Genomic DNA, 12,902 nt, shown 5'->3' on the forward strand with positions numbered 1-12,902 from the left:
CTCAGAAAATCTCCAGATCCCGGTCGACCATGACGGTGACGCGTGCGCCTTGGTCGACGTAGATGACGGGCCCGATGGCGAGATATTCGCCGATCACGGAATCGGTGGCGTCCGCCAGGTCATCGCCCACATCTTCAAGTACGTCTGCGGTGGTCTCATCCTCGACCTGGGCGGCGGCCACACTCGGGGCGGCCGAAATGATGGAAATCAGCGCGGCGGAGCCGAACCGCTCGTCAAAGCGGGTATCAACAAAACCGGTGACACCCGAACGGCCCAACGCGTCTCCCCCGAAGGAGCTGATCTGGACGGTCTGGTTGTTTGGTAGAATGATCCGGTCCCAGGCGATGGTGACGCGCTTCTGGGCTATCTCGATGCCGGAGCGGTAGCGTCCAATAAGGCGCGAGCCGCGCGGGATCAGGAGCCGTGAGCCGTCATAGCTGAAGACGTCTTCGGAGATGATGGCACGGGTCTGTCCGGGGAGCGAGCTGTCGAGTGCGGTCTCCATCACGGCCTGGATCATCGTGCCCTGGATGACCGTGTTCGAGGGATTTGCGATGACTTCGGCTTGTGTGATGGCGCTCGGCAACGCGCCGTTCAGCACGAAGTCTGTCACCTCGCCGAAGGTGCGTTCGGTGAGTTCTGTCTCGCCCGCATTGGCGCCGCCCGTTCCGCCGAAGGCGATAACGGGGGAGGAAATCCGCCGTTCCTGGAAGGCACGCTCCTCCTCGGCCCGGCGTTGCAGCTCGGCCAGCCGCCGCGCCTCTTCCTCACGTCGCATCCGCTCATCTTCGCGGGCGCGCAACTCTTCGTCGGTGGGTCCGAGCGGGGCGGGTGCCGGCTTGTTGGCCTCCAGCCGCGCGAGGTCCAGGTCCATACGCAGCTGTTGCAGCTCCCGATCTCGTGCGGCGAGTTCGGTCTGGAATTGTTCCTGAGCATTCTCGGAGGCGTCCTGTAGGGCTGCGATCCGTGCGGTCAGGGCATCGATCGCCTCCGCTGCCGCGCTGTCCGCCCCGGCGTCGGTGTCCGGCGCGTCGCGCAGTTCCTCGATCTGGGCCTGGAGTGCGGCGATCTGCGCCAGAAGTTCGGCGTTGGGTTCTGGTTCGACGAGAACGATCTCGGGTTCCGGGGCGGGCGGCGGCACGAAGGGTTCGATCTCTCCGAACCCGTCACCCTCGGTTTGGAACTCGTCCGGGGTGGCCGTCGGCAGGGCGACCTCTTGCCCCGGGCCCGAAAACAGCAAAAGGACCAAGCCGCCCGCCAGGATCAGTCCTGCGAGGAGGAGGGCGAGGAGCGGTGTGCGGCGTTTCGGAGCGGGTCCGTGGCGCGGGTTGCCCCGTTCGAGTGCGGCGAGGCGCTGTTCGAGATCCGGGTTGTTGTCACTCATGAGGCGGCCTCCGCGGGCGGCGTCGCCTCGATACAGACCACGTCCTCGCCCAGACGCAGCACCCATTGGTGCCCCACGCCCGAGACACGGATCACACCGTCTTCGACCGCGCCTGTGTTCACCGTGCGCTCGCGCCCGTTCGTGTAACGGAAGATCGCCGGGACGGGTGCGTTCCGTGGGAAGGCGAAATAGGTGAAGGTGCCGTCGTCCCAGACCCGGGTCGGCGTGAACTCCGTCCGTGCGCTGGCCCCGTAATTGGTGTTTGGCGCGGCGCGTGCGATGGCGTCGGCCGAGCGGCGATTGTCTTGCGGGTAGCGGAATTGCACGACATAGAAGGTTGGGCTCGAGACCTCGTTCACGTTGAAATAGTAACTCCGTCTGTTGGTGTAGACGGTCACGTTGGTATGGACGCCGCGGGCGACAGGTTTGATCGCAAAGGCGCGACCACCTGGGACGCCGTCGATCTCAAATCCTTCCGTGTCGCCGGCGATGATTGAGCGGATGCTCTCGCCTGTCCCGAACTCGATGGTCGTGACATGGGTCAGGGAAACGTTCAGCCTGTAGACCTGGCCTTCCTGGTAGGACGCGACCCGCACGCGGTGGTCGTTGGCTCCCCCGCGCGGGATCGCCTCGGCTGACGCGTGGGACGCAAACAGAGAGACCAGCAAAAAGGCCGCGACGAACGCCCGAGCGTGTCCGGCGTGTTTCGCATTGCCAATACCCTGGCGCGTCTCGCGCTTTTGGGACGCTGGCAAGGCGTTCCCTGATTTCTTGTTCCGGAAGCGCACTTACTGGTTCTCCAATCTGTCCGAGCGGATCGCGTATTCGACAACCGTGAAGCCAAACGGGTTGGTCCAGACCTGGTCGATGGAGCGGCTCTCCTCGGGGCGGAACTCGAAGAGGAGCGTCGCGGTGAAGAGCCCCGCCTGAACCCCCTGAATCGAGGTGAGGCGCTTGCGAAGCCGCACCGTGGCCCGGTTGTTGCCGATCAGGTTGATGCTGAGGATCTCGACGTCCAGACGAGCGTTGGGTCCATAGACGGTCGGGGGATAGTCGGCATTGGCCGAGTTCCAGATCTGGCGCAGTGAGGCCCCTGCTGCACGGTCTGAACGGCGCAACACGCTGCGGATGCGCACGTCATTGTCGAGCTGGTTGTAGACCTCGCGGTCGGTCACGTAGCGGAAGACTTCCGCCTCGATAATGGCGCGGTTCTCGGTGACGGTGGTGGCCCCGACGGTGGCTTCGGGGAGGGCGAAGCCGGTGGCGGGGTCGTAAGGTACCACTACAGGGGGCGGATCGACATCGAGGATGGCCACGGCGGCCGCGCTGAGGCAGCCCAGGATGCCAAAGCCAAGGCCGAAGAGTCCCAGGCGCTGCCAGAGCCGTTCCCGTCTCAGCGCGCCGTAGACCAGTTCCTCCTCGATGATGGCGGTTTCTTCGTCCAACAATCAGCCCTCAATCCGCGCTCAGTTCCGGGAGCGTGAACTCCATGAAGCGTTGTTCTTCGGCGATGGTGGCGGCATCGATCACGCCGCCGGTGCCATCTCCTACGGTCTGGATCGCTTCGAGCTGCCACATGGCGACGAGCGCAATGGCAAGCTCGGCCGTCACTCGCGTGTTGAGATCGACGCTCTCTTTGAGCTCATCCATGTCGTCGATGAGCCCGACGAGCCGGTCGACACGTTCCAGCGATTGCCCGGCATCCTCGTAGCTGTTCTGGGCCGCGGCCGAGACCAGCGCGCCGGTCGTGGCTTGCGTTGCCACGCGCTCGGCACCGGGATTGCCACTGCGGGCCATTTCCGAGAGCGTGTCCTCGTCGAAACCGAGATCGGCCAGCACTCTATCCATCTGGGTTTCGATTTCACTGGCGCCGGAACCGGTGAGCCCGGAAAAATCCCCTGTCTTGATCGCTTGAATCGTGGCGATGATGTCGCCGAACTCCTGGTCCAGCAGACCGTTCAGTTCGTCTTCCATCTGTGTCCGGATGATCTCGGGCAGTTCAGCGAGACGGGTCAGCGCCTCATATGTTCGTTGTAGCTCGGCGAGCTGCTCCGTGAGCGTTGCAAGCTGTTCGCGGAGCTGCACGAGTTGCTCGTTTTGCAGGATCTCGTCCTCGATCATCTGCCGGAGTTGCTGGATGTTTTGGGCGATGTTCTGGGTGTCCACGACCGGCACGCCCTGGGCCAGGACGGGGGCACTGGTCACGAAAGGTGAGCAAAGCGCCAAGACGCTGGCCAGGGTCAACGTGCGAAGTGGTGCTGAAATGAACATTCTGCGGGGCATCAATCCAGATCCTCCAATGTGAACTCCATGAATTCGTTTTCGGCAATGCGGGCCGCGGCCTGGGCCAATTGGGCGGCACTGAGCGGTTGGGTCCGTGCGGCTTTCAGGCGAATGCGCGCGGCCATCAGCCGGACCAGTTCGGCGCGGGCATAGGTGTTGAGTGCCATGCTCTCCTGGAGGTCCTCGGTGCCGCCGATCCGGGTGACGATGTCCTGGATGCGCAAGGCGGCTTGCCGGATGGCGGTGGGGGAATTGCTGCCGTAGAAGGCGGCCCCGAACCCGCTGAGCGAGAGATGGGCGTTGGCGAGAAGCGCGGGGTCGATCGTGCCGAGCGCCTCGATGCCACCGATCCGGGCAAGGTAAAGATTGTAGCGTTCGGGGATGACCGTGACGTAGTGCTGGGTCTCCTTGAAGGGCGGTACGCCGCCATATTCGAACACACGGCCAGGCCCGGCGTTATAGGCCGCTAGCGCGTTGACGACGTTGCCGTCGAAGGTGTTGAGCTGGGCCGCGAGGTAGCGCGCGCCACCCTCGACCTGCAAGTAGGGGCTGTCATAATATTCCGGGTTGATTCCGAGATCGCTCGCGGTGCCCGGCATGATCTGGGTGAGGCCGAAGGCGCCCACGGGCGAGCGTGCGCCGATGGAGAAGCGGCTCTCCTGCCAGATGAGCGCCTGCAGGAGGGCGCGCCATTGCACGACGGAAAGACCGGCCCGCCCGACCCCGGGCCGCCCGTGGGTTTCTTGGGCGACCCGGATGATCAGCTGCTCGATGTTTTCTGCCGCATCCCCGAACATACCCGCGCCGCCCGGATTGGGATCGACATCGCCGGAGCCATAGACCGCCGCCGCGGACCGGTCCGAAGCGCCGCTGCCGCTTTCCAGATCGGCGACCATGCCCGGAAGACCCTGGCCTCCGAAGCTCGTCTGAGCGTCGAGGATGGCGCGCAGCGTGGCGAGCTGTTCCCGTTCGATCTCGGTCAGCAACTCTTCGACGGTGAGTTTCTCACGCTGGACGGCGAGGTCGGCGTCCCGGTCGCCCGTCTCGACGATATCGCGGGCCGTCAGCCCGGAATCGTTGGTGGGAACGCCCTGGGCGAGCGCGGCCGCCGGTAGGAGAGCCGCCAGGAGGATATGTGCGACCCTAGACCTCAACGCCGTCTTCCGGGTTTCCGATGGGTGTGAAGATGCAATCCGGCTCGACCTGATCTAGCGAGGCGCGGAAGGCGAAGCAGTTGGCCTGGGGCTCGCGATATTCGGCGCAGGAAGAGAGAACGCCGAGTGCGGCGAGGAGGATGAGGGGTCGGATCATGAGAGCCTCCAGAAATCAGGTCTGTCGCGGTAGTCGGGGCCGGTGAGGGCCTCGCCCTTCTCCATGCCGCCGAGGATGGTGAGGAGGGGGCCGAGGGCGGAGAAGTCGGCATCGACCACCACGGAGCCGCTGTCGTCGCGGATGAGGGCGAGACGGCTGTCGCTGCCGGTGTTCAGGAGCACGTCGAGCTCTTTCTCGAAGAGGTTCAGCATCGCGTAGTCCGAGGCATGGGCCCGGATGTTGGGGAGCAGGATCTGCGTCGGCACCGCCTCGACGATGGTCTTGCCGGTCCGCGTGCGTTCGAGCTGGCTCGCATATTGCGTCATCATCACCGCGACGGTGTTCTGTTTTCGGGCGGTCACCAGCCAGTTCGAGAGCCGTTCGGCAAAGTATGGGTTGTCGAGCGCCTTCCATGCCTCGTCGATCACGATGATGGTGGGGCGACGGTCCTCGATCTCTCGCTCGATCCGGCGGAAGAGATAGGAGAGTACCGCCATGCGTTCCTTTTCGCTCTCGCTGTCAAGAATACCGGTCAGGTCAAACCCCACGACATCGCCATCAAGGGAGAAGGTGTCCTCGAGGCTCTGGCCGAAGATCCAGCCGTAGCGGCCATCCTCCGTCCATTCGAGGAGCCGTTGGTGCAGGTCGCCATTGTCGTCGGTCGAGACAAAGAGCGAGGCGAAGTCCTTCCAGTTCCGCAAGGCCGGGTTGGTGGCTGTGGCGTTCTGGCGGACCACCTCCTGGATGCGGTTGGTCTGGGCCGGGGTCAGGGGCTTGTCAGAGCGATAGAGGAGCGAGGCGAGCCAATCCGAGAGCCAGGCGGTGCCGCGCTCATCGATTTCGGTCCAGAGCGGGTTGAGACCGGTCGTCTGTCCCGCCTTGATCGAGGCGTAGCGCCCACCATTGGCGCGGACGGCCATCTCCATCCCGAGCCGGTAGTCAAAAACGAAGATGCGGGCGCCGACGCGCCGGGCCTGAGTCATCAGAAAGGCCGAGAGGACCGATTTACCAGAACCGGGACGGCCCAGGATCAGGGTATGCCCGCTGGTCGGTTCTTTCTCTGGCGAGCCCTGTTCGTGATAAGAGAAACGATATGCGCTCTGTTCCGGCGTCGGGAAGAGCGTGATCTCCTGGCCCCAGGGCAGCTGGTGTTTCTCCTTGCCGAGCTGGGTGCGATGAAGTGCTGCGAAATCCGCGAAGTTGCGGTTGGTAACGGCGCTGGCGCGCACCCGCTTCGGCTGGTTGCCCGGATGCTGGCTGAAGTAATGCGATTTCGCGGCCATCCGCTCGCCGATCATCTTCACGCCTTCGGCGGCCGCGGCGTTCACGATCTCGGCCCCGAGGGTTTGCAACTCGTCGAGGCTGTCGCAGAAGACGGTCACCACCATGTGGTGCTCACCGAAGCTCTGGCGTTTGGCCTCAAGATCATCATGCGCGATGTCGAGTGCCTCTAGGAGCGACAGAGCGGCGTCTTGCGAGGCTTGCATCTGGCGCTTCTGGCGTTTGATCCGGCCCGCCATCAGGTTCGAATTGATCGGTGTGAAGGAATGGGTGACGATCATGTCGACCGGCAGGTTCAGCATGTCGAACATGGTGCAGGTGGTACCTTCGGCATATTCGCCGATGGTGAAGCTCTTACCGAAGCGATGGCCGACCACGCCGTCAGAGAGCTCGAAATGATCTTCCAGAAACGTCACGCGAGTATTGGCAACGTTGTAGGCCAGAAACCCGTAGCGGTTTGCGGGATAGAGCGGCAGTTCGCGGCCGGTGTTGAGCGCACCGAGGAACCCGACCAACTCGCCAGAGGTCGCCGTGAGGATGCGGGGCTTGAGTTCCGCCAGGCCGGAGGTGAAGACCCCGACCGCCTCCTTGAGGCGTCTGAGCCGTTTCGCGGTCTCTTCCTTGAATCGCTCCGGTGCGGAACGGTTCACGAAGCCGAGGAAGCTTCTGGGCGGTGGGCGCTGGATGATTGTGAGTGTGAGGGTCTTGTCCCGGAGACCTGCCGAGGCCAGCTTTGCGCGCCAGGCATCATCCACCGCCGCCGCGAAGCCGTCCCCCTTGACCGGGAGCAGGTCCGGGGTGATCGACTTCGAGACCTTGTGCACGTAGTAGCTGAACTCGGGTCCCAGCTGCGCGATGATCCGGGCGAAGAGCGCCGTCACCTTGTCGAGATAGGCATCGTCCGTCGTGTAGCTGTTGACCCCGCTCAGCCGAACGCATTGTAAGAGTTCGTTGACCCGGGTCCGGACCGTATGGTCGTCGACCAGGCTGACATAGGGCAGCATATGCGCGAGGCGTTTCTCGCGGGCATACCAGTCTGGCATGAGGGTGCGTTCATCGACGGTCTCGTCCAGGGCTTCACTATGGCGCATAGCTGTCGCCCCCGTGGATGGACCGGTTCCGCGTCGGCGGCGTCTCCTGCAACGCCGTCATCATCACGTCGATGAAACGCGGATCCCAGTCAGCCGCTTTCCAGAGAACCGGATAGAGCACCGCCGCGATGCCCAGGACAACCAGGTGCTGCACCCAGACGAACAGCAGCACAGAGCCGAAGAGCCAGACCATGGCATACATGATCGGCAGGCCGAGGAGCTTCGGCGGGCGTACGAGGCCCAGAAAGAGCGGCGATCGTTCGGCCACGTTCGCCTCCTCTCACGACCCGAAGACGGCGGCAACGATGGTCGGCGCGGCCGCAACACCCGCGATGCCCACCAGCACCCAGAGGGCTTGGCGCAGATCGATGATGTTGAAGAACCAGCTGAGGAACACGCCGAGGACCGCGAGGGTGGCGATGACGACTCCAAGCGGTCCGGTCAGCGCGTCCACGATGCCCTGAAGCAAGCTCTGAATCGGTGAGAGGTCGATGCTCTGGGCCAGGGCCGGTTCTGCCGCAACGATGAGGAGAGCGGCAAGGGTGATCAGGGATTTCGTCAATGGCTTCATGGGGACGCTCCTTCCAGCCGGTTGAAGACGGCCAGCACCCGCTGGACGTGGTTTTGGGTTTCTCGGTAAGGGGGAATGCCGGAATGCTCGCGCACGGCGTCGGGCCCAGCATTGTAGGCGGCCAGCGCAAGACGAGCATCGCCGAACTCCGTCAACATCAGGGCGAGGTAGCGCGCGGAGCCATCGAGGTTCTGCCGCCAGTTGTTGGGATCAACGCCAAGCGCACGGGCGGTGTCAGGCATCAACTGCCCGAGACCGACCGCCCCGACATGGGAGACGGCGTTCGGATTGTACGCACTCTCGATCTCTATATTGGCGCGATAGAGGTGGAGCCAGTCCGTGACTGTGATATCGGCTGCACGGAGCCCAGGGTGGCTCGCGTAGCGCAGTCCGGTCTCCTCGATCGCGGCGAGGATATCCGGGCGTGGTGTGAGCGCGCGAGGGGCCAAGGCCGCGATGCGCACCCCTTCACGTCCCTCGGAGCGGCTTTCTTCGCCCAAGATGCGCAACCCGTCTGAGGTCGAGCCAACGCCGACCCCGTCATTGTAGTTGCGCGCGAACCGTTCCTGGGGGCGTGACGGCGAAAGAGAGCCGTCCCCCGCCATCACCAGGACCATGTCTGCCGATGCCGGGAAGCCCAGGGAGGAAAAGAAAAGGAGGCTAAGCCCGGCTGGCAGCCATCTCTTCGCTGGAGAGCTTGTGAACCGTCCGCTTGCCCTCTTCCAAGGGCACGTCGGCGTGTGAGAAACCGATTCCTTGCAGGAAGGAGATGACCCCGGTGACGGTCTTGATTTCGCGGATCTTGATGTCGTTGCGCGAGGTCCGGGTCCTGGCCGTAACCAGAAGTTTCTCGATTCCGTCGTCGCTGACGGCGCGCATGATCCAGACCCCATGCCAGTTGGGGCCTTTCTTGAAGGCGTCTTCCTTGCAGACAACTTCGACGCGATAGCCGCTGGCGACCAGATCGCGGAATCTGGGTTCGGTGACCACATTCGGGGCTTCTTTTTCTAGGTCCATCACCCGGATCACGTTCTCCAACAGGGCGAATGACCGGGCTTCAGGTGTTGAAACCAAGTCATACGATGATATATTATTGACGCACAAGATAAACTTTTGATGCGACAAGCGGATTCTTGCTCAATTAACGAATAGACGGTTCCCATGCATTTGATCAAGGAAATAGGGGGCTTGGACGCCCTCAGGTTGTGCACATCGACCGTGGCACAAGCTATACTTCTGGTCACGTGCCTGGTGGGTGAAGCCTCCGCCGCGTCCTGTTTGCCGCCGCCCAGGCCGTTCGTGCCAAGCGATTCCGAAGCCGCGCAAGCCTATGCCGATCTCATCCGCAGCGACTTTGAGCTCTACATCCGGGACATCCAAAGCTACTTTCGGTGCTTGGAGGAGGAGCGTGCCCGGGCGTTCGAAGAGGCGCGCGAGGTGAGCCAGGACTACGGACGCTTCCTGGAATTGATGGACGAGTGAATTGGCCGCGACCTTTTCGAAGGGCCGCCGTCTTGTGACATTCCGCCGTATCGGCGGCGTGCAATTCGGAGTCTCTATCATCATGTAAACGCTCATTATCCACTTTTTAGATAATCTATAAAGTAGATTAGCCCTGTCACAAGAGGTTTGTGACACGTGGCGAAAACGATCAGGAGTTCGGGACATGAAGCACTTCGCGACGCTTTGATTGCGGCGCGGAAGGTGGCTGGTTTAACGCAGGCGGAGCTCGCTTTGCGTCTGAGATGTCACCAGTCTTTTGTCGCCCGTCTGGAGAGCGGCGAGCGTAGGGTCGACGTGGTTGAGTTGATCGTACTCGCGCGTGCTCTGCAGATCGATCCGGTTACGCTATTGGCGGCAGCCGAGGCGGCGACGGATCTCGATCACCGGATTTAGGACGAGGCGATGGGATCGTCGCCTCTTATGGAGTGATGAGCTCAAGCCCCGGTGGGACCGAGGGGCAATGATAACAACGAATTGTTACGGGGCGCTGCGACGCACGGCCTCTGGTACAGGTTTGGTGCAGGGAAAACGTCTTAGTAGTTCACCTGCTCGAACCCGTAATTGCCCTCGTAGTCTCGCCAGTCGACGAAGACCGAGCGGTGATAGATTGAGGGACAATGATCGCCCCAACGTTCCAAGCCGACATGGGCCTCGGGCAACGCCGCGACGGAAGAACGAGACCACGAAAAATCGCCCTGGGTTCCATAGGTTCCGAGACGGATGTGTTCGTACCGGCTGCAATCACTGTCACGGGACTCGACTTGCTGCGCGTAGCGCACATCATAGACACGGATAGAGCGGACGAAATTGAATTCCGGCCCACTGATGTCGATATCGGCGCGGTTCTGGATCAAATGTAATGCGAACCCGTCAGGTTGGGGTAGGGGGTCGACACCTTTCGACCGCAGGACGGCTGGCAAGAGGGCGCCAGCGTTCTCGGGATCAGATTCTGCGAGGCTCTGGGGCAGGTGAGAAGCGTTGGAGAAGAGGATGTCAAAGACACGCGGAGTGCGACCGGGATCGTCTACAGGTTCGAAGGAGGCCCCCATGGGGCAACGCCAGATCTGCAGCGGGGGCTCGACAGGCCAGGGCGTGATCCGACGGATGAACTCTGCACGCGCCCGCGAGCAAGGTTCTGACGCCGGCCAGCCGCCGGAGAGGCAGAGCAGAATGGCGCAATCGATCGGGTAGGTCTGTGCCGAAGCCTTGGTCGAGGCGCCGAAGAGGGAAGCCGTGCTCACAATCGTTGCGAAGGCAAAATGACGAAGAAAACTGCGCATGACGAGGAACTCAGTCGGCTGACGGTCGAATCTGCACCCTGCAATAATATACTATTGTTTGGGGGTCAATTTGTCTGTCGCTATTATTCCGCCGATCGCACATGGAGCGACTATTATGAGATCGTTCACCCGCGCGACAGCTTTTCCAGGAAGCGTGTTACCTCATCCGAAGTAACGGCCTGTGCAGCTGCAAGCATGTCCGGGCGCAGAGGTGGATCGATGTGGTCTGCGGTGCGGGCGGCGCCGATCCAGAGGATCGACAGCTCGGACGTGTTCCACCGATAAACCCAGCCAACCGTCCGGTTGATGCGACTACAGATCAGTCGAGCGACCGGAGCCGCTTCTTCCTTGTTAACACTCACTGGTTCTTGTGTACCTTCATTTTTTCTTAAGGATTGATTGGCTGCAAGAGCGTCTCGCTACGCACCGGCCGTATCCGATCCTAGCCCGGTGAAAGAGGCGGCATCGGCAAAGCCGATGCCGCCAGAGGTTCGCCCACAGGGAGGAGGTAGAGGGCGAAATTCAAATGATTTCAATGTTTTGTTGCTAGTCGCATAACGCGTCTTATGTTAATTTCCAGACTCCGCCATCTTGTACCACCCGCGACTCAGACAACAGCTTCTCCAGATGCGCCGCAACGTTTCGTTCTGCGGCCATTGCGATATGTGGGTCGGTTTTCTGGTAGACGGAAGCGGCGATATTCTGGACCGAACCCGGGGTGTTTGAGAGGTGGGCGAGGATCTCCGCCTCGCGACGCATGCGGTTGGAAAGCAACCGTTTGACGTAAGGTTGCGGATCCCGGAGTATAGGTCCGTGCCCCGGACAGTAGATCCTATCGTCGCGCTCAATCAGCCGCTGTAGCTGCGCGCAGTAGTCGTGCATGTTTCCGTCAGGGGGGCTGACGATCGAACTGTTCCAGCTCATAACGTGGTCGCCCGTGAAGAGCACTCCGTCAGGTCTCGCGAAACAAAGGTGGTCGCTCGCGTGACCAGGTGTGTGCAGGACGGTAAGACCGGCAATGACCTGTCCGTCCTCCAGAAACCGGTCAGGTCGAAATGCATCGTCAGGGAATGCCCGTGAGGCATAAACAGGTGCGTCTGTCCGTGCTCGCAGGGCTGGGACGACTCCAAAATGATCAGAATGGTGGTGTGTGAGCAGAATCCCGGATGGTTTGGCCCCCAAATTTTCGATGATTGCCTCGAAATGTGTACTGTCTTCTGCTGGGCCGGGGTCGATTATGAACCGACCATCAGGCGTATCAATGATGTAGCTATTTGTCCCGTGGTAGGTCATCTTTCCGGGATTGTTCGCGACGATCCTCAGAATTCCAGGGGCCAATTCGACTCCCTTCGCGCGGCAAGGCTCCGGCTCTGAGAAAAACATGCTGCTTCTTTTCATTGTGTGCGACCAGTTATTGATTGCGAACAATCCGGTTCGCACAGTTTTGTGCGTTGCTCTCGCATGGCGCCGGAAACCTCAGGCTGGCGTCCGGTGCCTACCAAATCTGGCATCGGACCATTTCAACTTATATCGGACTAAGACCGTATGAGACTAAAACAGTCTGATACGGTCTTGGGCTGGCAGTCACACAGCGCGGCGATTATGGTAAGCAGAATACAGAACTACAGCAATTGTCGCCTTCGTCAGATCCCCGATCAGGAATGGGTAAAGCCCGGCGTTCAGCAATTCCTCGCCATAACCGACAAAGCCACCCAACCAGAACAGCCCTGCGCAATACATGAGTATCGAGCCCGAAAAGACCGCGACAGATGCTCTGAATGAAGGCCAAAGTCCTTGCAGTGCTTGAACAACCCAACCGGCAGCCGCCGCTGCAAGTGCGAAGCCTACCAGGTATCCGCCTGTGGGACCCGCGATATATGCCAGTCCTGCCGGAGCCGGAGGCGTGCCTGCGAAGACCGGCAGGCCAAGCAGACCTTCAAAAAGGTATGTCACAACAACAAGACTACTACGCACCGGCCCCAGGAAAAGACCCAGACCCAAGACAACCAAGGTCTGTGTAGACATAGGTACGGGGTAGAACGGCACCACGATTTTGGCGGATATTGTCAGAAGAATTGTGCCGACGAGTATTATCGAGATCTCTCGGGTCAGTCTTGCGACTGATCGGCTTTGAGTGGTTTCCAGATTCATCTTTTTCGTCCTTGTTTCTGTAGATTGTTACTTTTTTGGATAGTAAG

Annotated in this window: 17 protein-coding genes; 2 read left to right on the forward strand and 15 right to left on the reverse strand. The window is 61.3% G+C overall.

What is annotated here, in order from left to right; translation table 11 throughout:
• Position 1: 1 nt before the first annotated feature.
• The 11 genes from PAF12_RS16125 to PAF12_RS16175 form a co-directional block, all read right to left on the reverse strand.
• A complete protein-coding gene (locus PAF12_RS16125) occupies positions 2 to 1,384 on the reverse strand; it encodes a TrbI/VirB10 family protein (RefSeq protein WP_271109760.1) in 1,383 nt (460 codons plus the stop codon).
• On the reverse strand, positions 1,381 to 2,052 hold the full coding sequence (locus PAF12_RS16130) for a TrbG/VirB9 family P-type conjugative transfer protein (protein WP_271109770.1): 672 nt from the start codon (positions 2,050 to 2,052) through the stop codon (positions 1,381 to 1,383). Before PAF12_RS16130 ends, PAF12_RS16125 begins: the two co-directional genes overlap by 4 nt.
• Positions 2,053 to 2,172: 120 nt before the next feature.
• Positions 2,173 to 2,829 carry a virB8 family protein gene (locus tag PAF12_RS16135; protein ID WP_088652949.1) on the reverse strand — a complete coding sequence of 219 codons (657 nt, stop codon included), beginning with the start codon at positions 2,827 to 2,829 and terminating at the stop codon, positions 2,173 to 2,175.
• Between the two features lie 10 nt (positions 2,830 to 2,839).
• The gene (locus tag PAF12_RS16140; protein ID WP_271109761.1) at positions 2,840 to 3,655 is read right to left on the reverse strand and encodes a type IV secretion system protein; all 816 of its coding nucleotides are present in this window, start codon (positions 3,653 to 3,655) and stop codon (positions 2,840 to 2,842) included.
• 11 nt (positions 3,656 to 3,666) lie between these two features.
• Complete coding sequence (locus tag PAF12_RS16145; protein ID WP_088652950.1) at positions 3,667 to 4,821, reverse strand: lytic transglycosylase domain-containing protein; 1,155 nt, start codon at positions 4,819 to 4,821, stop codon at positions 3,667 to 3,669.
• The gene (locus PAF12_RS16150) at positions 4,811 to 4,978 is read right to left on the reverse strand and encodes a hypothetical protein (protein ID WP_169726939.1); all 168 of its coding nucleotides are present in this window, start codon (positions 4,976 to 4,978) and stop codon (positions 4,811 to 4,813) included. Before PAF12_RS16150 ends, PAF12_RS16145 begins: the two co-directional genes overlap by 11 nt.
• Entirely contained in the window at positions 4,975 to 7,350 is a 2,376-nt protein-coding gene (locus tag PAF12_RS16155; RefSeq protein ID WP_271109762.1) for a type IV secretion system protein B4, read from the reverse strand. The genes PAF12_RS16150 and PAF12_RS16155 overlap by 4 nt, the downstream gene beginning before the upstream one ends.
• A complete protein-coding gene (locus tag PAF12_RS16160) occupies positions 7,340 to 7,618 on the reverse strand; it encodes a type IV secretion system protein VirB3 (RefSeq protein WP_088652952.1) in 279 nt (92 codons plus the stop codon). The genes PAF12_RS16155 and PAF12_RS16160 overlap by 11 nt, the downstream gene beginning before the upstream one ends.
• A gap of 12 nt (positions 7,619 to 7,630) precedes the next feature.
• On the reverse strand, positions 7,631 to 7,921 hold the full coding sequence (locus tag PAF12_RS16165; protein WP_009803468.1) for a TrbC/VirB2 family protein: 291 nt from the start codon (positions 7,919 to 7,921) through the stop codon (positions 7,631 to 7,633).
• Positions 7,918 to 8,538 carry a lytic transglycosylase domain-containing protein gene (locus PAF12_RS16170; RefSeq protein WP_088652953.1) on the reverse strand — a complete coding sequence of 207 codons (621 nt, stop codon included), beginning with the start codon at positions 8,536 to 8,538 and terminating at the stop codon, positions 7,918 to 7,920. The genes PAF12_RS16165 and PAF12_RS16170 overlap by 4 nt, the downstream gene beginning before the upstream one ends.
• A gap of 43 nt (positions 8,539 to 8,581) precedes the next feature.
• Complete coding sequence (locus tag PAF12_RS16175) at positions 8,582 to 8,938, reverse strand: hypothetical protein (protein WP_028093938.1); 357 nt, start codon at positions 8,936 to 8,938, stop codon at positions 8,582 to 8,584.
• Positions 8,939 to 9,082: 144 nt separating this feature from the next.
• Between PAF12_RS16175 and PAF12_RS16180 the strand changes: the two genes are divergently transcribed.
• Together PAF12_RS16180 and PAF12_RS16185 are read left to right on the forward strand one after the other, a co-directional pair.
• Entirely contained in the window at positions 9,083 to 9,403 is a 321-nt protein-coding gene (locus tag PAF12_RS16180; protein ID WP_223228095.1) for a hypothetical protein, read from the forward strand.
• Between the two features lie 156 nt (positions 9,404 to 9,559).
• On the forward strand, positions 9,560 to 9,817 hold the full coding sequence (locus PAF12_RS16185; RefSeq protein ID WP_271109763.1) for a helix-turn-helix transcriptional regulator: 258 nt from the start codon (positions 9,560 to 9,562) through the stop codon (positions 9,815 to 9,817).
• 140 nt (positions 9,818 to 9,957) lie between these two features.
• On the opposite strand, the gene PAF12_RS16190 is transcribed toward PAF12_RS16185, so the two are convergent.
• From PAF12_RS16190 to PAF12_RS16205, 4 genes are all read right to left on the reverse strand, one after another.
• Positions 9,958 to 10,704, reverse strand: a complete 747-nt coding sequence (locus tag PAF12_RS16190; protein WP_271109764.1) for a hypothetical protein — start codon at positions 10,702 to 10,704, stop codon at positions 9,958 to 9,960.
• A gap of 125 nt (positions 10,705 to 10,829) precedes the next feature.
• On the reverse strand, positions 10,830 to 11,066 hold the full coding sequence (locus tag PAF12_RS16195) for a hypothetical protein (protein WP_154664377.1): 237 nt from the start codon (positions 11,064 to 11,066) through the stop codon (positions 10,830 to 10,832).
• Positions 11,067 to 11,268: 202 nt separating this feature from the next.
• The gene (locus tag PAF12_RS16200; protein WP_028093934.1) at positions 11,269 to 12,087 is read right to left on the reverse strand and encodes an MBL fold metallo-hydrolase; all 819 of its coding nucleotides are present in this window, start codon (positions 12,085 to 12,087) and stop codon (positions 11,269 to 11,271) included.
• Between the two features lie 201 nt (positions 12,088 to 12,288).
• Complete coding sequence (locus tag PAF12_RS16205) at positions 12,289 to 12,855, reverse strand: biotin transporter BioY (protein WP_035366645.1); 567 nt, start codon at positions 12,853 to 12,855, stop codon at positions 12,289 to 12,291.
• Between the last annotated feature and the right edge of the window lie 47 nt (positions 12,856 to 12,902).

The organism is Paracoccus sp. SCSIO 75233 (assembly GCF_027912675.1).
Classification (GTDB): Bacteria; Pseudomonadota; Alphaproteobacteria; order Rhodobacterales; family Rhodobacteraceae; genus Paracoccus.